The sequence below is a fragment of the Mycolicibacterium iranicum genome, from assembly GCF_014190915.1.
GTDB lineage: Bacteria > Actinomycetota > Actinomycetes > Mycobacteriales > Mycobacteriaceae > Mycobacterium > Mycobacterium iranicum_B.
The window spans coordinates 627,005-646,423 of sequence record NZ_JACHVU010000001.1 but is presented as its reverse complement, the minus strand read 5'-3'; the positions used below and the strand labels follow the sequence as shown (position 1 = coordinate 646,423).

The 19,419-nt window shown below is 68.5% G+C and carries 20 protein-coding genes; 6 read left to right on the top strand and 14 right to left on the bottom strand.

Annotation, left to right across the window (positions count from 1 at the left end; genetic code table 11):
• The first annotated feature begins 253 nt into the window (after nucleotides 1–253).
• Nucleotides 254–1,822 (top strand): hypothetical protein, encoded by a 1,569-nt coding sequence (locus FHR72_RS02950; protein ID WP_183466388.1) that lies wholly within the window; start codon nucleotides 254–256, stop codon nucleotides 1,820–1,822.
• A gap of 132 nt (nucleotides 1,823–1,954) precedes the next feature.
• Here FHR72_RS02950 and FHR72_RS02945 read toward each other — a convergent pair whose 3' ends face one another.
• From FHR72_RS02945 to FHR72_RS02905, 9 genes are all read right to left on the bottom strand, one after another.
• Nucleotides 1,955–2,566: a hypothetical protein gene (locus FHR72_RS02945; protein ID WP_183466387.1), complete on the bottom strand. Its 612-nt coding sequence runs from the start codon at nucleotides 2,564–2,566 to the stop codon at nucleotides 1,955–1,957.
• A gap of 107 nt (nucleotides 2,567–2,673) precedes the next feature.
• Nucleotides 2,674–3,120, bottom strand: a complete 447-nt coding sequence (locus FHR72_RS02940; protein WP_183466386.1) for a VOC family protein — start codon at nucleotides 3,118–3,120, stop codon at nucleotides 2,674–2,676.
• A gap of 135 nt (nucleotides 3,121–3,255) precedes the next feature.
• On the bottom strand, nucleotides 3,256–3,693 hold the full coding sequence (locus FHR72_RS02935) for a hypothetical protein (RefSeq protein WP_183466385.1): 438 nt from the start codon (nucleotides 3,691–3,693) through the stop codon (nucleotides 3,256–3,258).
• Between the two features lie 35 nt (nucleotides 3,694–3,728).
• A complete protein-coding gene (locus FHR72_RS02930; RefSeq protein WP_183466384.1) occupies nucleotides 3,729–4,511 on the bottom strand; it encodes a TauD/TfdA dioxygenase family protein in 783 nt (260 codons plus the stop codon).
• Nucleotides 4,493–5,542, bottom strand: coding sequence for a D-alanine--D-alanine ligase family protein (locus FHR72_RS02925; protein WP_183466383.1), 1,050 nt, complete (start codon nucleotides 5,540–5,542; stop codon nucleotides 4,493–4,495). The genes FHR72_RS02930 and FHR72_RS02925 overlap by 19 nt, the downstream gene beginning before the upstream one ends.
• 1 nt (nucleotide 5,543) lies before the next feature.
• Entirely contained in the window at nucleotides 5,544–6,890 is a 1,347-nt protein-coding gene (locus tag FHR72_RS02920; protein ID WP_183466382.1) for an ATP-grasp domain-containing protein, read from the bottom strand.
• Entirely contained in the window at nucleotides 6,890–7,738 is an 849-nt protein-coding gene (locus FHR72_RS02915; protein WP_311736031.1) for an O-methyltransferase, read from the bottom strand. The genes FHR72_RS02920 and FHR72_RS02915 overlap by 1 nt, the downstream gene beginning before the upstream one ends.
• A complete protein-coding gene (locus FHR72_RS02910; RefSeq protein ID WP_183466381.1) occupies nucleotides 7,735–8,958 on the bottom strand; it encodes a sedoheptulose 7-phosphate cyclase in 1,224 nt (407 codons plus the stop codon). Before FHR72_RS02910 ends, FHR72_RS02915 begins: the two co-directional genes overlap by 4 nt.
• A 10-nt stretch (nucleotides 8,959–8,968) precedes the next feature.
• Nucleotides 8,969–9,634, bottom strand: coding sequence for an HAD family hydrolase (locus FHR72_RS02905; RefSeq protein ID WP_183466380.1), 666 nt, complete (start codon nucleotides 9,632–9,634; stop codon nucleotides 8,969–8,971).
• Between the two features lie 201 nt (nucleotides 9,635–9,835).
• Between FHR72_RS02905 and FHR72_RS02900 the strand changes: the two genes are divergently transcribed.
• The 4 genes from FHR72_RS02900 to FHR72_RS02885 all read left to right on the top strand — a co-directional run bounded on the left by FHR72_RS02900 (nucleotide 9,836) and on the right by FHR72_RS02885 (nucleotide 12,973).
• On the top strand, nucleotides 9,836–10,408 hold the full coding sequence (locus FHR72_RS02900; protein WP_183466379.1) for a TetR/AcrR family transcriptional regulator: 573 nt from the start codon (nucleotides 9,836–9,838) through the stop codon (nucleotides 10,406–10,408).
• 68 nt (nucleotides 10,409–10,476) lie between these two features.
• Nucleotides 10,477–11,091, top strand: coding sequence for a TetR/AcrR family transcriptional regulator (locus tag FHR72_RS02895; protein WP_183466378.1), 615 nt, complete (start codon nucleotides 10,477–10,479; stop codon nucleotides 11,089–11,091).
• Between the two features lie 25 nt (nucleotides 11,092–11,116).
• Complete coding sequence (locus tag FHR72_RS02890; RefSeq protein ID WP_183466377.1) at nucleotides 11,117–11,773, top strand: enoyl-CoA hydratase-related protein; 657 nt, start codon at nucleotides 11,117–11,119, stop codon at nucleotides 11,771–11,773.
• Between the two features lie 21 nt (nucleotides 11,774–11,794).
• Nucleotides 11,795–12,973: a lycopene cyclase family protein gene (locus FHR72_RS02885; RefSeq protein WP_221192899.1), complete on the top strand. Its 1,179-nt coding sequence runs from the start codon at nucleotides 11,795–11,797 to the stop codon at nucleotides 12,971–12,973.
• Between the two features lie 211 nt (nucleotides 12,974–13,184).
• On the opposite strand, the gene FHR72_RS02880 is transcribed toward FHR72_RS02885, so the two are convergent.
• On the bottom strand, nucleotides 13,185–13,799 hold the full coding sequence (locus FHR72_RS02880; protein ID WP_183466376.1) for a dihydrofolate reductase family protein: 615 nt from the start codon (nucleotides 13,797–13,799) through the stop codon (nucleotides 13,185–13,187).
• 134 nt (nucleotides 13,800–13,933) lie between these two features.
• Here FHR72_RS02880 and FHR72_RS02875 point away from each other — a divergent pair, with 134 nt between their 5' ends.
• Nucleotides 13,934–15,001 (top strand): FAD-dependent monooxygenase, encoded by a 1,068-nt coding sequence (locus FHR72_RS02875; protein WP_183466375.1) that lies wholly within the window; start codon nucleotides 13,934–13,936, stop codon nucleotides 14,999–15,001.
• Nucleotides 15,002–15,010: 9 nt separating this feature from the next.
• Here FHR72_RS02875 and FHR72_RS02870 read toward each other — a convergent pair whose 3' ends face one another.
• From FHR72_RS02870 to FHR72_RS02855, 4 genes are all read right to left on the bottom strand, one after another.
• Entirely contained in the window at nucleotides 15,011–16,405 is a 1,395-nt protein-coding gene (locus FHR72_RS02870) for a fatty acid desaturase family protein (protein WP_183466374.1), read from the bottom strand.
• A gap of 14 nt (nucleotides 16,406–16,419) precedes the next feature.
• Nucleotides 16,420–17,517: a ferredoxin reductase gene (locus FHR72_RS02865; protein ID WP_183466373.1), complete on the bottom strand. Its 1,098-nt coding sequence runs from the start codon at nucleotides 17,515–17,517 to the stop codon at nucleotides 16,420–16,422.
• A 296-nt stretch (nucleotides 17,518–17,813) separates the two neighbouring features.
• Nucleotides 17,814–18,614 (bottom strand): SigB/SigF/SigG family RNA polymerase sigma factor, encoded by an 801-nt coding sequence (locus tag FHR72_RS02860; protein WP_311736030.1) that lies wholly within the window; start codon nucleotides 18,612–18,614, stop codon nucleotides 17,814–17,816.
• 254 nt (nucleotides 18,615–18,868) lie between these two features.
• A complete protein-coding gene (locus tag FHR72_RS02855) occupies nucleotides 18,869–19,378 on the bottom strand; it encodes a MarR family winged helix-turn-helix transcriptional regulator (protein ID WP_183466372.1) in 510 nt (169 codons plus the stop codon).
• Nucleotides 19,379–19,419 lie beyond the last annotated feature (41 nt).

Genomic DNA, 19,419 nt, shown 5'->3' with positions numbered 1-19,419 from the left:
CCGCCGCGGCTCGTGGATGCACCGTGCCCAGCGACGATAACAACTTTGCGGAGTCCCCCGACCCTTGCGCTTTCTTGCTGCTTGACCTCGATTCCTATACTGCGTGAGCGTCAATAAATTGTTTGCTCGTATGGTTTATACCAAATCCTTGACCCCGGGTCTGGCAAACACTTACATTGCAGCTGTCAGTCGACAGCAAATCCACAGAATCCGCCTGCAGCGGGTCTGACATCAATCGTCGAAGGGGCCGATTATGTCCACACACCACAAGCTCACCCGCTCCACGGGCGTATCGGCTCGCCACTACGTTACGGCCGGGCTGGGCGCCGCCGCGGTCGTGAGCGTGGGTGCGCTGTCGGCCGCACTGGCCGGCGAGGCGCCCACCGAGAGTGCCGCCCCCGCCGTCCAGCTGGTTTCGACGGAATCCACTCTGACGTCGAACGACTGGTTGTACCTGTACACCCAGCGCGACGGCGCCGCCTCGCCCGCAGCGTTCACACCCACCGCCCTCGCGGCCGCAAGTGCCAACGGATTCAATCTCTTTCGGCCGATAGGGTCCGGCGGATGGCTCATCGGCAACGGTCTCGACGCCCAGGCGGGCTGCGAGGGCGCCGCGTGCAACGGCGGTAACGGAGGCCTGCTGTTCGGCAACGGCGGCAAGGGCCTCAACGGTGGCCACGGGGGTAACGGCGGCATCTACTTCGGCATGGGTGGCGACGGCGGCGAGGGTGTCGCAGGCGGCACCGGCGGCCGAGGTGGCGCGGGCGGGTTGTTCTTCGGCACCGGAGGCAACGGCGGCAAGGGTGGCACCGGCGCCAACGGCACGGAGCCCGGCCAGGACGGCCAGGCGGGCGGCAAGGGCGGCGCCGGGGGTGCCGGCGGGTTCTTCTTCGGATCCGGTGGTACGGGCGGGCAGGGTGGCACCGGCGGCGACGGGTTCAGCGACGGTCTGTCGACCCTGCCGCCCGGCGACGGCGGGGACGGCGGCGACGCCGGATCCGGCGGCAGCGGTGGGCTTTTCGGCCGGGGTGGAGCTGACGGCAACGGTGGCGACGGCGGGGACGGCGGCGACGGGATCACCGGAGACGGCAGCTTCGGCGGCAATGGCGGAGACGGCGGCGACGGCGGCGACGGCGTCGTGGGCGGCGCCGGCGGAGACGGCGGGCTCGGCGGGCTCGGTGACGAAGGCTTCGGTGGCGGAGAGGGCGGCGAGGGCGGCACCGGCGGTGACGGTGAGGTCGGCGGTGCCGGCGGTACCGGCGGCGCCGGCGGCTCGGGTTCGGCTGGATCCGACGGAGGGCTCGGCGGTTCCGGCGGTGACGGCGGCGAAGGCACGACGACCGGTGGAGCGGGCGGCACCGGCGGCACAGGTGGGCTCGGCGGCCAGGATCTCGAGGACAACGCCGACGGCGGTGACGGCGGGCAGGGCGGTGAAGGCGGAGCGGGCGGCGTCGGACCGACGGGCGGTGCCGGCGGCACCGGCGGTGACGGTGGACTCGGCGGCGGTGGCGGTGAGAACGGCACCGGCGGCGACGGCGGCACCGGCGGACCCGGTGGCCTGGGCGGGAGCAGCAGTCTCGACGACGGCGGCGCCGGTGGTACCGGGGGCGACGGCGGCACCGGCGGCGACGCACTCGAAGGCGGCACCGGCGGCTCGGGCGGGTTCGGCGGTGGCGGCGGCACCGGCGGCTTCGGCGGCAGTGGCGACGCCGGCGATCCCGGAGCCCCGGGCGGCGCAGGTGACGACAACGACGGCACCGACGGCGGCTCCGGCGGCGAGGGCGGAAGCGGCGGCTCCGGGGGCGACGGCGCCTCGGATTGAGCCTCGGCCGCCCGGTCGGCGGACGCGGTAGGCACTGACGGCGGCCCGCACCCTGCGCGCAGGGTGCGGGCCGTCCTCGTGTCAAGCGACGCTTGCTGTCAAACGACGTCTGCAATCAAACGACGCTTGCAATCAAACAACGTCGACGACCTGTCCGGACGCGTCGGTACGCACCTGCTTGCTGCTCCGTTCGCCCTCGACGTTGAGGAAGATGGTGATGTCCTCGCCGAACGGCAGGTTCCGCTTGATGGTCAGGCTCTGCACCTCTGCGCCGGGGATCTCGCTGGCCGTGACCGCATTGCCCACGGCGGTGACGATGGCGGCGCTGGGCACCTCGTCGGTGCCGAACAGGTTCTGCCGCAGCGCTTCCGTGTCATCGTCGTAGTCGACGGGGCGCGATGCCCCCACTGCGCCGGCGGTGTAGCTCCACTGGTTCAGCTCGGTCGGCGCCGCCGGGTCGATGGCCTGCACCGTCAGCACACCCGGTACGACGGTCACCTCCACGACCTGCATGGGGTTGGCGCCCACCTTCTCCGAGATCGCGGACATCGCGCCGTCGATTCCCTCGGCGGTGAACAGGTCGCCCGACACGCTGTGGACGATCTGCTCGGTGCCCGACGCGACGACCTGCGCGGCGGTGTCGGCGGCGGCGTTCCTGATCTCGGCGACCTTGGTGCAGCCGCTCAGCGCGGTGGCGGCGATGGCTGCAGCGGTGAGGGCGACGCCGAGGCGGGTGGACTTCATCTGTTCTCTCCTGTGTCTCCGGTCCCGCGGTGTTCCGGCGGGGCGTGGGCACAGCGTGTCCGGGCGGCCTCGCTACCGATCCCAATTTCTGTGGAGGCGTATCACCGTCAGCGGCCGGGCAGCCGCGTCGTGACTTCCTGCAGCACCCAGGAGTTGCCATCCGGATCGTCGAAGGCCGCATAGGAGGCATACGTCCGTCGCTGCGGATCGGGGCCGGGGACCCTGGCCGCGGTGCCCGCATGGTTGAAAATGCCTGTGCGGTCGTGGAACACGGGGCTGATCTCGACACCGCGGTCCTCCAGCTCGGCGCGCGCCCCCTCGATGTCGTCGACGACCAGGTACAGGCCGTCCGCGGAGCCGGGCAGACCCGAGGCGACACCGTCGCCGAAGATGACCGACGCCCCCGATCCCGGCGGCGTCACCTGCACCACGCGGTAGCCGTCTTCGACGGCGAAATCGGCGTCCAGGCGCCAGCCAAGGATGTCGTGGTAGAAGTGGACCGACTTGTCCACGTCCGACACCGGGACCACGATTACTTCCAGTGCGAATTTCATGGCGATTCGCCTTTCACTCGGTGCGTTCGAGCCGTGGCGGATGTCGCGGTTCGGACAGTCTTCCCCGGCCGAACTGCCGGGATACGCGTCCCAACGCCCGCGGCGCCGACATTCATCCCGTCGGAGAATGCCGAGTCAGGGAGTGATGCGCAGTTCTTCGCCAGGATGTGAGCTCAGCGTGACGACCACGGTGCCGCCGCCCGTCACGAAGGTGGTGTTGGCGTAGCCGATGAAGCCGTAGTGGCCGTCGATGGTGGAGACCGCGGAGATGTCACCGTGCCCGGTGGCCCCGGTTTCCAGATTGGTCCACGTCGCGGTGACGGTCAGCGCGCAGGACCCGTCGTAGACCCCGGCGTCGTAGTTGATCGCCACGCGCACACCGTCTTCGACGCGGTCCACGACCTGGACGGGCACGACCTGGGCCTCGGCCCGCACGGTACCCCCGCACGACGGGGATGCCACCACCGGCACCGCGGGCAGTAGCGCGAAATCCTCGGCCGCGGCCGGCGCCACACAGAGCCACGGCGCCAGCAGCGCGAGCGACAGCACCCCTACGGCACGCATCGAAGTCATGCCGGTGTATCGGCGCATGCCGCCCCGGCGTTAGCTCACGGCCGAGCGGCGGTTCCGTCGGTCACCATGCCGCGGTGCATGACGCGGTCCCCGACCACACCGGCATGGTCGGCGCGGTGCATCACGCAGCGGTTGTCCCACATCACCACGTCGCCCGCCGCCCAGCTGTGCCGGAGCACGTTGTGCGGCCGGATGGACATCCCGAACAGATAGTCGACGGTCTGGGCCGATTCGTCCGGTGACATCCCGCTGATCGACACACAGCGTTGGGGCGTGGACAGGTACAGCGCCCTGCGTCCGGTGACGGGATGCGCGAGGAGCACCGGGTGCTCGGCACGGCACTCGTCGTCCTCGGTCAGCGTGACACCGGTGGCGACATGGGTGATGACGCGGCCGTCGAGGCCGGCGCGCATGTCGTCGGGCAACGCGTCGTGGGCCCGGTACTGGTTGCTGAACAACGTCTGCCCGCCCTGCTCGGGCACCGTGACCGCGCGCAGCGCGGTGTAGGCGGGCGGCTCCTGCACATAGCTGGTGTCGACGTGAAAGGTGGACCGCGGCGGGCGGGTCCGTCCGACGTTGGTGACCACGTTCAGATCGGGATGGGTCGCGACGGGTGTCTCCCCGGTGGTGAAGACGATGTCGCCGAAGCTGCGCAGGAACCGCAGCAGGCTGTCGTCGTCGGCGTCCTGACCACGCAGGATCACCACTCCGTGCTCGGCCAGGAGCGTCCGAACGGCCGCGGTCTGTGACGGCTCCAGCGCGTCCACGGCCAGATCGGTCACGAGGGCGCCCAACGGTTCTAGAACTGTGACATGCATGCGGTCCCCTCCCTGTCGAGCTCGTGCAGCGCGTCGGCGAACAGGTCGGTCAGGCCCGTGCCGGCAGCGTGGGCCATGGTGGCGATCACGCTGCTGGGGGCGAACGAGCAGTACAGCCCGGCTTCGAGGAACCACGGGTTTCCCGCCGGGTCGATCCGGAAGTCGAACAGGCTGTAATCACGGCAGCCCAGCGCCTCGTGGCAGCGACGTGCTGCGGCCCACACGGTGTCGGTGACAGGATCGTCGGTGGGCACGATCCAGGCCCGGCCCGCATCCTTGGCCACCAGGTACATGTCGCCGGCCTCGGTGCGGTCGAGCTTGTCCTCGCGCAGGCGGATGGGCCGGCCGTCGCCGAGCGGGTATTCTTCCAACGGCAGGCAGACCAGCTCACCGTCGCGAACCACGATGCCGCAGCGCACTTCTCGCCCCAGCTCGATGTAGGACTCCACCAGCGCAGCCTCGCCGACCGAGAGCGCGTCGTCGACGGCGCGGGCGTAGTCGGCGTCGCCATCCACGAAGGTCACGCCGACGGAGTTGTCAGAGGCAACCGGTTTGACCACCACGGGGTAGCGCATGCCGGTGCGGGTCCGGTCCCGGACCACCCGCGCCGAGGGTACGGACACGCCGGCCGCGCTCACGACGGCGCGGGTGCGCACCTTGTCGGCGCCGACGGCCATGACGTCGCCCGGGCTGCCGAGGTAGGGAACGGCGAGGGTGTCGAACAGCGACCGGTAGACCGTCATCCCCGGCAGGCAGAACATCTGGGGGACCATCACGTCCACACTGAGCTGCTCGATGTATGAGATCGCTTGCGCCAGTGGCATATCAGGCGCAAGATCCAGGGCCTGCGGAGAGAGATCGGTGGGAAACGACCAGCGGCCTCCGGGTCGGACATAGGCGATGCGCATCCGGTAGCGGGCCGGATCCTCCAGCGCGGAGATGCTGGCGGTGGCATAGAGCCGGGAGAGTTCGGCGTGGAACTCGTCGACGGGCGATCCGACGAGTTGCAGCACGGTGCGAGGAGCGGGCATGTCAGTCGCCCCCGGACTCGACGAGCTTGCCGATGTTGAAGTCGATACGGCTCCATCCGCGGCGCTGCCGGAAGTTGGCCAGCAGCAGCGAGGGGATCTGGAGGTGGTGGACCATCAGGTACGGGACAGGATCGTCCCAGGAGAAGATCGCGTCCTTTCCGGTCAGGATCGTGCGCAGCCGCTGCAGGCGTTTCGGCTGGGTGAGCAGGCGCCACAGCTCGTGGTAGATCCAGTAGGTGGGCCGGGCCTCGGGGCGGGGAACGATGGTCGGGTGGTCACCGTCGAGATAGGCCGGGGCGACCCGGGGGTCGTCGTAGAACATCGTGATCGCCGAGTGGGTGCGGGGGTTGCACTCGATGGCATACGCATGGCCGTCGGCGGCCTCGATGAAGTCGAACGAGACCTGGCCCGTCAACCGCAGTTCGCGAACGAAAGTGCGGACCCACGAGGCGATCTCGGGCTTGTCGAGGTGGGCGTAGTTCAACTGGAATGCTGACGACGCGCAGCAGCCGTACACCTGGATCTCCCCGTCGCGAACGGTGGCGTGGGTGCAGTACTCGGTCCCGGTGACGAACTCCTGCAGAATCCATGGGTCGTCGTCGGAGATGCCGAGCGAGTGGGCGAATTCGCTGTTCGACCGCGGCGTCTCCGAGGACAACGGGGTGAGATCCATCCGGCCGACGGGGTTGTAGGCGATGCGCTTGAGGATGTAGCTGCGTCCCGGCGGGAACGCGAACGAGTCGACCTGACGGGCGTCGGTGATGCGGTGCGAATCGGGCACGCGCAGCCCCAGCGACGCTGCCGTGCGGGCGAATTCGGCCTTGTCGTCGACCCTGCGCACCATCACCGGATCGAGGTGCAGCATTTCACACATGTCGCGCAGCTGCTCGCCGGCGTCGGCGTCGGGGATGCTGGCCGCCGGCGCGGAGACCGGCACCACCACGTCGACGCCTTCCCGGCGGATGATGTCGGCGAGCGCCCGTCCGTAGTTGGCCGCGGTGGGTTCGGGGACGGTGTAGAAGGCATCGACCGCACGGGAGAAGCGATGGCCGGTGTACCGGTACTTCGCCGATTCGACCAGGACGACGCGATGGCCACCGGCGTGGAACGACCGTGCCAACTGCAGGGCCTTGGTCATCTTGCCGCCGGTCACCAGGATCGTCCTGGCGGGCTGTGTCTGCGACGCCGCCCTCGGCGAGCGCGTCGCAAGAGCCAGCGCGACCAGCGCGACGTCCACGGGCAGCGTCAGGGTCAGACCCAGCAGCGTGAGGATCGTCCGGCCCGCGTCGGACGATCCGCTCTCCACGGCGACGTCATCGGCGCGAGACGCGTTGGCGGTCAGGGTCATCAGCGCACGCGCCGGATCAACGTCACCCCGTCACGTATCGGAATCAGCACCTGTTCCAGCCGTGAGTCCTCGGCGATCGCGCGGTTGAACGCCGCGATCGCGTCGCCGTTGGCGGTGCGTCCGGCGCCCGCGTACGGCTGTCCCTGCATCAACGTGTTGTCCACGGCGATCACGGCGTCGGGGGTGAGCAACGGGTTGTCGAGCAGGTAGTCGAGGTAGGCCTGATAGCCGGCCTTGTCGGCGTCGATGAACACGAAGTCGAACGGCGGCCCGCCCGGAGTCTGCGCGAGCATGCGCAGGGTGTCCATCGCCGGCCCCACCGCGACGGTGATGCGTTCTCCTACCGTTGATTTCGCGAAGCACTGCTGCGCGAACTCCGCGACGTCGGCATCGACCTCGCATGCCAGGACCGTACCGCCGTCGGGGAGCGCTTCGGCCATGGCGAGCGCCGAATAGCCGGTGAACATCCCGATCTCCAGCACCCTGGTGGCGCCACTGAGCCAGATCAGGAACTTGAGCAGCTGCCCCTCCACGTGGCCGGACAGCATCTCCTGTTCCAGGAAGACCGCTCCGTCCGGTGCCTCCCGGTGGGCCCAGTCCGTCACCGCCGTGCGGGCGGCCAGCGCTGCGAGATCCGGCGACTCGGGTGTCGTGCACTCGGCCACATAGGGGTCCAGACCTGCCGCCAGATCCCGTGCCCGCTGTAGCCGGTCCGCGAATTCCGGTGCGAAGTAGCCGAATTCTTGCAGCTCTCGACTCAGTGCCGCGAGCTCGCCGGCCAGGATCGTCGTCGGCGTGACGGGGCGCGGGGCGCCGACGTCCACGGCCGGCACGGCGGTGCTGCTCACCGTGTCTGGCCCGCGTCGGCGGGGGCGAACATGTCGACGCCGTCTCCGCCGCGCGGCAGGTCGAGACACACCTTCTTGTGCAGGGTGAGTGTCTCCGCCAACTCCTCGATCGTGACGTCGTTGAGGAAGCGGCACTGTCCGATCGGATCGGGAATGGCGGCGCGCAGCAGCCCGTCCCGTGTCTTGAGGATCGACGCCGTGGCGCTCTCCAGCAGTTCAGGGGTGAGGAGTTCACTGTCGAGAGCCAGGCCCAGTGCGCTCATCACGCCCAGCACCCGGTCGCGCTCGGCGGTCGTGAGATGGCCGCGCTGTTCGGCCAGGGTGGTCGACAGCGCCATGTCGATGTTGATGGCGTGCCCATGGAAGAACGGCGGGTCGGGGGTGAGTTCCAGTGTGGGACTCCATGTGTGGCCGAAGGCGATCACCCGGTCCAGGTCGATCTCATGCAGGTTGGGCGCCTCCAGTTCGAGCATGGTGGCGATGGCACGGAAGGTGACCTGATCGCCGATGCGGCGCAGTTCCGGGGTGCCGTCGAGGTGCCCGAAGCGGGTGCGCAGCAGGTCGGGGCCGTGCGCCTCCAGCAGGTCGAAGATCTCGTCGTTGCCGACGACGGCGATCTTGATCAGCTCGGCCATGCCGTTGCGCACCTGATCCTCGGGCAGCGTCTGCAGGAACGAGAAGTCGAGGAACACCTTTTGGGAAGCGTGATAGGCGCCGAGGCGGTTCTTGTGCTTGCCGTGGTTGACCGCCACCTTGATCGAGACGCTGGCGTCGATCAGTCCGATCAGCGTGGTGGGGATGCGGATGTACGGTGTGCTGCGCCGGTAAGCGGCACAGGCGAATCCGGCGACGTCGGTGGTGAGACCGCCGCCGACCACCAGCACGGGTTCGGTGCGAACCAGGCCGTAGGCATCGAATTCCTCGACGATCTGCTCGAACGTGTCGAGCGATTTGGCCGTCTCCCTGATCTGGATCGGTATCACCGTCGGTGTGATCCCGTGGTGGTCGAAGTACGCCTCGATCTGTTCGCGGTAGTGGGCGTTGACCGTCTCGTCGACCACCATCAGAGTGCGGCCGTAGGGGCGATAGCAGTCGGCCAGAGCCGGGTGCGCGGTGTCGAACACGTTGTTCACATACTGCAGGTCGTATTCGATCTTCTCGTAGCCCTCGACGTGGAACGTGCTGTCGGAGACGTTCACTCGGGCCTTCATGGTGCTCATGGTTCTCCTGTCAAGCCTTGATCAGCGCGACCACGTCGTCGGGGCGCAGCGCCTCGACCGTCGTCGCGGCGCCGCTGAAGTCGGCGTCTGCGGTGTTCTGGTTCGGGAAGGCGATGCAGGTCAGACCCGCGGCGGTGGCCGAGCGAACCCCGCCCTCGTTGTCCTCGATGGCGACGGCCCCGGCTGCGTCCTCGCCCAGCGTGTCGAGCGCGTACTGGTAGGCGGCGGGATCGGGTTTGCCGGTGCTGACCGACGAGCTGTCGACGATCACGTCGAACGTGTCGCTGGTGATGTCGGGTGAGAGCGCCCGCAGGAGTGCGGCAATGTTGTCCCCGGAGGTCGTCGTGACGAACCCGACCCTGGTGCCGTCGTCCTTGGCGCGCCGCACGGTGTCCAGCACGCCCGGGCGCGCGGACACGTCCTGCGAGGACAGGAGCTCTTGGAAGATGGCCGATTTCGTGGCGTGTACCTCGGCGGCGTCGACCTCCTGCCCGCGTTCGCGGGCGAAGTCGGCGATCCGGTCCTTGCCGCCGTTGCTGCCCAGCATGGAGACGTAGTCCTCACGCGACCAGTTCCAGTCGAGTCCGTGGGCTTGAAAGGCTTCGTTGAAGGCGCGGCGCTGAAGTTCGGAGGTGTCGGCCAATGTGCTGATGGAGCCGAAGAAAAGTACAGACATGGAGATCCTTCCCTGGCGGCGCGACATCCCTGCCGGCACCGGCCTGGCGGCAGTCCGGTCAGAACCGGCCCCCGCTGATGGATTAGCAGTACAGTACTGATCAAAACGTCCATCTCTGTATTTGTCTACCACTAATGGACAAAATGTCCATTAGATAACTTTTGTCGAGTTAATTGACGCGACGCTCGGCTGGGAGGTGACGTGGCACGGTCCGACCGGACACCGTCGGAGACCCCGGACGCCCGCGTTGCGCGGACCCGCGCCGACGTCGGACGCGCGGCGTTGCGGATACTCACCGACGACGGCGCCGAAGCGTTGACCCACGCCTATGTCGCGGAGATCGCCGGCTACTCGAAGACCACGCTGTACGCGCACTGGCCCTCGCGGCTGGACCTGGTGATGTTGGCTCTCGACGCCATCGGGGAGATGCCGCACAACGAACGCACGGGCGACCTGCGCACCGACATCATCGGTGAGCTGCAGGTCTTCCGTCAGGCGGTCATCGACCTGCGCCTCGACCACATCCTGTCGGTGATGGCCCAGTGGGCCGGAGTCGAGGAGATGGCCCAGGTCCGCGACCGGATCAACTCCCAGGGCCAGCAACCGCTGCGCACGATGCTCGCCGAGATTCTCGACGGGGCCGAACTGCAGGCTGCGACGTCGATGCTGACCGGTGTCGTCGCCTGTCCCACATTGATGTTCGGCACCCTTCCCGACGACGACGTCATCGAAGCGGCCGTGAACCTCGTGCTGCAGGGCACCCACGCGAACTAGACCCCACCGGGCCCACTTATCTGCCTGTTGGCAGATAACAGAGCAGACGCTCTGTTATGGTGGCCCGCATGCCTCGCCCCCGGGTGCACGATCTCGACGCGGTGCTCGATGCCGCGGAGCGGTTGGCGGTCAGCGCCGGTCCCGCCGCGGTGACGATCCGCGCCCTGTCCGAGGCCACGACGATGTCCAACGGCGCGCTGTACCACGCCTTCGGCTCGCGGGCCGCGCTCCTGGCCCGCGCCTGGGTGCGGGCCGCGCAGCGATTCCTGCAGTTGCAGCGTGACGGCGTCGACCTGGCCCTCGGGGCACACACAGGCACCGCCGTCGACGCCGTCGTGGCGGCCGCGCTGTGCCCGGCCACGTTCCTCGATCGAAGTCCCGCGTCGGCGCAGTTACTGCTCACGGTCTCTCGGGACGAACTACTGCGATCCGCCGAACTTCCCGCCGGAGCGGCCGACGACCTGCGCCGGCTCGACGACGCACTCGGGGAACTCTTCGCGCGTCTGTCCGATCGACTGTGGGGGCGCATCGACCGGCCCGCCCTCGCGCTGGTGCGTACCTGTGTCGTCGAACTGCCGACGGCATTGCTGCTGCGGGGCAATCGAACCGCCGACCCCGATGCCCGTCTCCGCCTCGAAGCAGCCGTGCGCGCCGTCCTGAGCATCCCGCCCGTCCACCCCTGAGCCGCCCCCGTCGAAAGGATCCACCATGCCCGCAGACCTGCAGTACCGCGACAAGGTCGCCGTCCTCACCCTCGGCGAGGACGAGAACCGCTTCTCCCCGGACTTTCTGGACACCCTCGATGCTCAACTGGCCGATGTCGAGCAGCATGCGCACGCGTTGATCACGACGGGCATCGGCAAGTTCTACTCCAACGGCTTGGACCTGGAATGGCTGGGCGCCAACGGCTCTCGCCTGCCGTGGTATGTCGGCCGGGTGCAAGAGCTGTTCGCCAGGATCCTGACATTTCCTCTGCCGACCGTGGCGGCGGTCAACGGCCACGCGTTCGGTGCGGGGTCCATGCTGGCCGTCGCCCACGACTTCCGCGTGATGCGTGAGGACCGAGGCTTCTTCTGCTTTCCCGAAGTCGACATCAAGATCCCGTTCACCCCGGGCATGGCGGCGCTCATCCAGGCCAAGGTGCCACCTCAGACCGCAGTCGAGGCGATGACCACCGGCCGGCGCTACGGCGGCGCCGAGGCCCGGCACGCAACACTCGTCGATGACACCGCGCCCGAGGCGGGCGTGCTCGACAACGCCCTCGCGCGGGTGCAGCCCCTTCTCGGTAAGGATTCCGGAACGCTCGGCGCGATCAAGTCCACGATGTACGCCGCCGTCGTCGAGGCGCTGCGAAGCACGGAGTGAGCGAAGGGCACGATAGGACGGATGGACGTTCTGGTGGTCGGCGGCGGCCCCGCGGGGATGGCTCTGGCGGGGGCGTGCGCTCGGCTCGGTCTGGACACCGGGCTTCTCGACCCCCACCCCGAGCGAGCGTGGACGGCGACGTACGGGATGTGGAGCCGGGAGCTGCCGGCCGACCTGCCGGGGTCCACCGTGGCGGCCACGGCCGCCGGGCGGGTCATCGCACTCACGGAACACCATTTGGGCTGGGACTACGCCGTTCTCGACGTGCCGGCCTTCCGTGCGCATCTCGCCGGTCAGCTCACCGGGGTGCACCTGCACGCCGGCCGGGCCGTCGGCTCCCCGGAACGGGGGGTGGTCGCACTGGCCGACGGTTCGCAGTTGCGGGCGTCGGTCGTGGTGGACGCCGGGGGCCGTGCCCGCCCCCTCGCTCCGGCAACGCCGTCTCGTACACCTGCTGAACAGACGGCCTATGGGGTGATCGTCGACCGGGACGCCGCGTCACCTCTCATCGCCGACGGCGAGGCGTTGTTCATGGACTGGCGCGCCGACCACGGCGAGACGGGGTGGCCGACGTTCCTCTACGTGATCCCGCTGGGGGGCGACGAGGTGCTGCTGGAGGAGACCTCGCTGGCACGGCGGCCCGGGCTGCCTCTGTCGACGCTGCGCAGACGACTGCACGCCCGGCTGGCCCGCCACGGGATCGAAGTGCCGAAAGACACCCGCTCCGAGAAGGTTTCATTCCCGGTGGACCAACCCCGCCACCACGGCGCGGGCACCCTCGGGTTCGGTGCTGCCGCACCGTTGATTCACCCCGCAACCGGGTACAGCGTGGCGTCGTCGCTACGTCTCGCTCCCCAGGTGGCCGGTGCGCTCGCAGCCCACCTCCCCCGCGATCCGGACGCCGCCCTGTCTGCGGCTCGAGACACCGTGTGGCCGTTGGCCGCACAGGTGATCCACCGCTTCCGCCGGATCGGGCTGGAAGCGCTGCTCCGGATGCCTCCGGACGACGTCCCCGGCTTCTTCGAGCAGTTCTTCACCCTGCCCGACAGGCACCGTTGGACCTACCTGACCGCCAGGGATGACGTCCGGGGCACCGCGGCGGCGATGAACTCCCTCTTCCGCGCCTCCGGTGGCCGCCTGCGACGACACCTCGTCACCTCCGCCGTGCTCCCCCGGGTCCGAAGCAATGACGCGCCGTAGGACGAGCCGGCTCCGAATATCCCCATCGTGATTGTCGTTGTGAAAGAGCGGTGCGTGGGCGGTCACCCACGCGCTGGCCGTTGACGGCCCCATCCACGAAACCCACCTGGTGGACCCCCGGGACACCGACGACCCGGCGGGCTGGCGCACCGAGATCGGCCGGCCCGTCTTCCATCGCTGCCACGGCGGACTGACCGGCACGCGTTCTCAATCAGCGCAGGACGCGGTACCGCAGGTGGGCGACACCCGGAGCCTCCAAGACGCGCACGAGTTCGAGCGCGGGAGCGCCGCGGTCGAAGCCGTCGAACAGGCGCTCGCCCGAGCCCAGGATGTGGGCGCTGATCTGCAGATCGATCTCGTCGACGATCCCCGCGGCAAGGGCCTGCCTGGCGCACGAGCCGCCTCCCGCGATGGAGATGGGGCCGCCGTCGGCAACCGCACAGGCCTGCGCGTACGCGGACTCGATCCCGTCGGTGACGAAGAAGAACGTGGTGCCGCCGTTCAACTCGATGGGGGCATGCTCATGGTGGGTCAGCACGAAGACCGGGCAGTGATACGGCGGTTCGTCACCCCACCACCCCTGCCACTGCGACGCGCCCCAGTCGCCACGTACCGGGCCGAACATGTTGCGTCCCATGATGGTTGCCCGCATCCCGTCGAGCATCTCTGACACGACCTGCCGATTGACGGGATGTGCACTGGCAGGCCCGATGTGCCATTCGTGGAGCAATTCGCCGCCGATGCCGAGTGGGTGCTCCATCGACTGGTCCGGTCCGGCCACGTATCCGTCCGCTGATATGGACATCGAGAGATTCGTTCTGGTCATCCGGCCTCCTTCACCGCCACGCGCGCACCTGCGCCACCCATTGGACCCGTCGGTGCGGAAAATCTCATCGCCGGCCGTTCACGTTCTGCGGCAAATGCGCGCCCCCGCTCTACTACAGGCCGTAGTATGAATTGATGCGGGTGGGGATCATCGGGGGTGGCTTCGCCGGCCTGGCCGCCGCCATCGCGTTCCGCCGAACGGGTCACGACGTCACGGTGTTCGAGCGGAACGCCGGCCCGTCGACGGCGGGCGGGGCCATCGTGCTGGCCCGCAACGCGCTGACGTGCCTGGCGATGCTGGGTATCGACCGTCGTGAGGATGCCGCGGCATGGTCGCGAATCCCCGCGGTGATCCGCCGTCCTGACGGTCGAGTATTGGTGCACAGCACCCTCTCCGGGCTCACCGGAGGCGGCGACGTCGTCACCGCACCCCGGGCGCGGGTCATCGAGTGGCTGACCGGGCAGGTACCGCCTGACTGCCTGCACTATTCGGCGCCGGTGCGCGCGGTGGACCCGGACGGGACGGTCCGGGTGGGGGACCACCTCGAGCGGCGTTTCGATCTGGTCGTCGCCGCCGATGGGGTCCACAGCGTGGCCCGCCGCCTGCTGTGGCCTTCTGCCCTCGCGCCGCGATCCACCGGAACCGCGGGATGGGCGTGGATCGTCGACCCGGGGCTCCGCGAGGGATACGGCACGGTGTGGGGCGCCACCGCCGACTTCGGGATCCTGCCACTGGTGGACGGTCGCACCTACGTGTACGGCGGAGCGCCCCGAGGGGCCGAGCTCGCACAGTTCCGGCGGTGGGCTGATCCTTTGCCGGCGTTGATCGACGCCGCCCGCCCGGAAAGCACCGCCACCCCCGAGATCTACGAAGCGCGTCCGCCCCGCCAACTGCGGCGCGGGGCGGTGGTCCTGATCGGCGATGCGGCGCACGGCATGCGCCCGACCTTCGGGCAGGGCGCCGCGCTGGCCATGGAAGACGCAATCACGCTGGCCTACCGCGGCGTGGCGGGCCTGGCGGCGCGCCGGTCGCGCATACTGGCGATGTACTACGCGTCCAAGGCCGGATCCTGGTTCGCCACACCAGGTTCCGCGCCGCTGACGGCCGTGCGCGATGCGGCGCTGCGCGTGACGCCGGACCCGCTTTTCGGTGCCATGGCGGGTGCTGTCAGCCGGTGGCGGCCGCCGACCATTCCGCCGTGATCGTGTGGGCTAGTCCGAACCCCGCGGCGGCGGATCGACAGCGACCCCGCTGGATTGGTGTTCAGGGCCGGCGTCCGGGTGCTCGGCGGGAACGCGCTCGCGGAAGCGGGCGGCCTCACTGTCGCCTTGCGGGCGCCGTTCGACGTCGTCCCCCCGGTAGGGGCCCGGCTTCGGCCGCGGCTTTCCGCCGGGGAACGCGAGGCGGACGATGGTGCGCTGCACGGTGAACCACTGCTTACCGAAGCGACCCGAGTTGTACGGCAGGTCGTAACGCTGGCAGATCTCCTTGATCTTGGGCGCGATCTCGGAGTACCGGCTGCTCGGCATGTCCGGGTACAGGTGATGCTCGACCTGGTAGCCGAGGTTGCCGCTGATGACATGGAACAGGGGGCTGCCCTCGATGTTGGCCGCGCCGAGGAGTTGGCGCACATACCAGCCGCCGCGGCTCTCGTTGGCGACCTCCTCCTCGCTGAATGTGTAGGTCTGATCGGGGAAGTGGCCGCAGAAGATGATGGCGTGCGCCCACACGTTCCGGACCAGGTTGGCCAGCACGTCGGCGCCCAGTGTGCGCAGATAGGTGCTCTCCACACCCGGGAGCACGGTGTCGAGGACGTTCGCGACCCGCGACGCGCGTGAGCCTTTGGAGAGCTGGCGCACGCGGCGGCCGAGGCGCGACCGGGCGGGCTGGTCGATGCGGTCGCCCAGCAGCAGTTTGGTGAGCGCGAAGGCGCCGGCACTGACGATCGGCCAGCCCAGGTAGTCCTTGACGATCTGCTGGCGGGCCTTGCCGGCGATGCTCTTGAAGTCGTCTTTGAGGTCCGCCATCGTCTTCTGGCCGCGCCACAGCGCCTCGACGTCCGTATCGTGCAGCGCCACCCCCCATTCGAACAGCATCATCAGGAGGAAGTTGTACAGCGGCTGCCCGAGGTTGGCGCGGCGCCACTTCTGGTTGGGGTCGACCCGCATGATCTCGTAGCCGAGATCCTTGTCCTTGCCCCTGATGTTGGTGAAGGTGTGGTGGATGTAGTTGTGCGAATGCTTCCACGCGTCGGCGCTCGACGCGGTGTCCCAGTCCCAGACAGACGAGTGGATATCCGGGTCGTTCATCCAATCCCACTGCCCGTGGAGGATGTTGTGGCCCAACTCCATGTTCTCCAGGATCTTGGCCATACTCAGGCACGCGGTGCCGAGGACCCAGGCGGTGCGCGAGCGTGAACCCAGCAGAAGTACCCGGCCTGCGACCACGATCTGACGCTGCACCGAGATCACCGTCTTGATGTAGTGGCGATCGCGGTCGCCGAGTTCGGCGAACACCTCGTCGTGGATGGCGTCGAGTTCCTTGGCGAGCTTTTCCAACTCCTGCTCGCTCAAGCGGGAGAGCGGGCTCTCGATTGATGTGCTCACGTCAGTCCTTCCGATCACAATTCGACGGCGATGTCGCCCTCGGGCGCATGGATGCAGATCCGGATGTCCCCTCCGGTGGGTTCTGTGACCTCGCCCGAACGCAGGTCGCGGACCCGTCCGGACTTGAGCGTGCCGACACAGGTATGGCAGATGCCGATGCGGCAGCCGTAGGCGAGGTTGAGCCCGGCCTGCTCTCCGGCCTCCAAAATCGGTGTGCCGCCGTCACACTCGGTGGAGGTGTCGCTGTCGAGGAAGGTGATCTCGCCTCCCTCCCCGGCGCCGGCGTTGCCGCCGATCTTGGGCTGGAACCGCTCGAAATGCAGCCGGTCGGGGTCGCCGTTGTCCTCCCAGAAATCGATGAGCCCGTCGAGCAGTTCGCCGGGTCCGGAGCAGAACGCTTCGCGGTCGCGCCAATCCGGACACAGGTCGTCGAGGTCGCCCGGAGACATCCGGCCGCGCTCCGAGGTCAGCCGGATGTCGAGGCGCATCGTGTCGTAACGGCGATCGAAATCCTCCAGGACCGGTAGGAACATCACCTGTTCCCGGGATCGGTCGGAATGGAAGACGACCACGTCGCCGAGTTCGCCCCGGCGGTCCAGATCGCGCAGCATGCTGATGATCGGGGTGATGCCGCTGCCCGCGCTGATGAACAGCATCTTGGCCGGAAGCGGATCCGGCAGCACGAATTCACCCTCGATCTCACCCAGACGCACCACCTCACCAGGCTGGATCTTCTGCACGAGATACGGGGAGACGACCCCGTTGTCCACCTTTTTCGGCGTCACGCTGACCAGCCCGTCGCTGGGGTGGGGCTCGGAGGTCAGCGAGTACGCGCGCCAGTGGTAGCGGCCGTCGATGACCAACCCCAGGCGCACGTACTGGCCGGGCTTGTGCCCGGGCCACTCATAGCCCGGCCGGATCAGCACGCTGGCCGCCTCACTGCCCTGCGCCTCGACCCGCTCGACACGTCCCCGCAGCTCCTTGGTGGTCCAGAGCGGGTTGACCATCTCGAGGTAGTCATCGGGACGCAGGGGCCGGAACAGGTGCCGGATCAGGCGTAGGAACATTCGCCGTCCCCGCGGCACCGTCGGTTGCGCGCCCCGCTCTGCCATGCTTGTCCCCTTCGCTCATGGACTTCGAAGCCGCGTAGTGACTCGCGTCACAGACCGTTCCGGCCACCGTGTTGCCGCTTCGGTGACCGGTGAAACATGAACCCTGATCTTTTTGTCGCTGGACCCCGCCGGCGACCGGGGAATCGGAATCGCACGGCGCCGACTCGGCGTCGATCCAGTGTCGTGCAACGGTTTTCGCATGCCTCGGCGGCCTCTGTCAGATCCCTGCCAGCTTGCTGCAGAAAGGCGCAGAAAGGTTAGTGGTAGCGATACTTGCGATGCCGCAACGAACACGGTCACGCACAGGGTTCGAGGTCGTCGGCGCACACCAGCCTACGCATCTGCCGCAACGCATCCTTCAGCAACCGGCACACCTGCACCTGGGAGACGCCAAAAGTCTCGGCCACCTCACGCTGGGTCAGCCCGTCGAAATAGATCAGCCCGACGATCTCGCGCCGCCGCGGGTCGAGCTGCGCCACTGCCGTCCGGAGCAGGATGCGGTCCTCCACGAGCGAGAAACCCGGGTCGTCCACACCGCACCGCGCCCCCAAGGTGTCACCGCCGCCGCCATCGCCCACCGCGGACACGGCGTCCAATGACACGGGCCGGTAGGCCGTGTTAGCCCTGCGGGAATGGTCGAGTTCCGCGGCGCCGACGTCCAGTTCCTCGGCGACCTCGTGGACGCTCGGCGCCCGCCGCAGCCGTTGAGCGAGGGACTCCGTGGCCTCCCGTGCGCGGAGGTGCGTTTCCTGCACGCGGCGGGGAACGCGCACGGCCCAGGTGCTGTCACGAAAATACCTGCGGACCTCCCCGCGGATGGTCGGTACCGCGAACGCCAGGAAGTGGCCCTTGGCCGGGTCGTAACGGTCGACCGTCTTGATGAGCCCGATCCGGGCCACCTGAAGGAGGTCCTCCTTCGGCTCCCCCCGGTCGATGAAGCGGTAGGCGATGTTGTCGGCGAGGGGCAGACACGCCGTGATGATGCGTCGTCGCCAACCCATCCGCTCGTTGGCGTCGGCGCTGTTCCTCAGCTTCTCGAAGAGTTGCTCGACGCCGGGGGCGGATCCCCGGCCGTCGTCTCCCACAGAAGTGTTCACTGCCCTCTCCCGATCTCGGTGGAACCTGTGGATTCACGCCTACCCGGTGCCGTGGCTCAAACACGCATTATCGCAATCGTTGCGTAATCGCAATAATTGGGGACTGGTCAGCATTGCGCCAAGAGGCGGCTGCCGACCAAGGAAGTATCAGGTCTTCACTGACGGGAAACACTGTCGGAACGCAGAGGGACGCACCATCGAGATTAGAGCGGACGAGACTCTTGGCAGACCATCCGACGGATGACCGCGGCGGTTCAGCGCAGCGGCGGCCACAGGGCAGCAACAACCGGTCCGTCGCCGCCCGGCTCTCCCGCCGCCGCGGCGAAGGTGGCCAGCGTGTCGGCCAGGTCGTCGACGGCGTCGCGGGGCATCGCGCGCAGGACCTTCTCGATCGCGGTGCGACGCTGCCGCGTGACCTTCTGCACGAGACGCCGCCCTGCCGCCGTCATCGTCAAAGTGATGTTGCGACGGTCGGTCTCCGCCTCGCGGCGGTCCAACAGCCCGCCCCTCGCCAACCGGTCACAAGTTCTGCTGGCATTGGACGGATTGACGCCGAGTTCGGCGGCCAGGGACGCCAGATTCATGGGCCCCCGCGTGTAGATCAGCACCAGAACCCGCCACTGCGGAACCGTCACCACGTCTTCGACGGTTGCCAGCGAGGTCGCGGCAATACCGACCAGCGCCCGCGACGCGCGCAGCACCGCGTCGACCTGATCGGCGCGGGGGCCCTCATCGGCCCCGTGAGCCTTGTTCGGCGCAGCCACCACTGCATCTTGATCCCGGCCGGGGGGCAACGCAAATCACG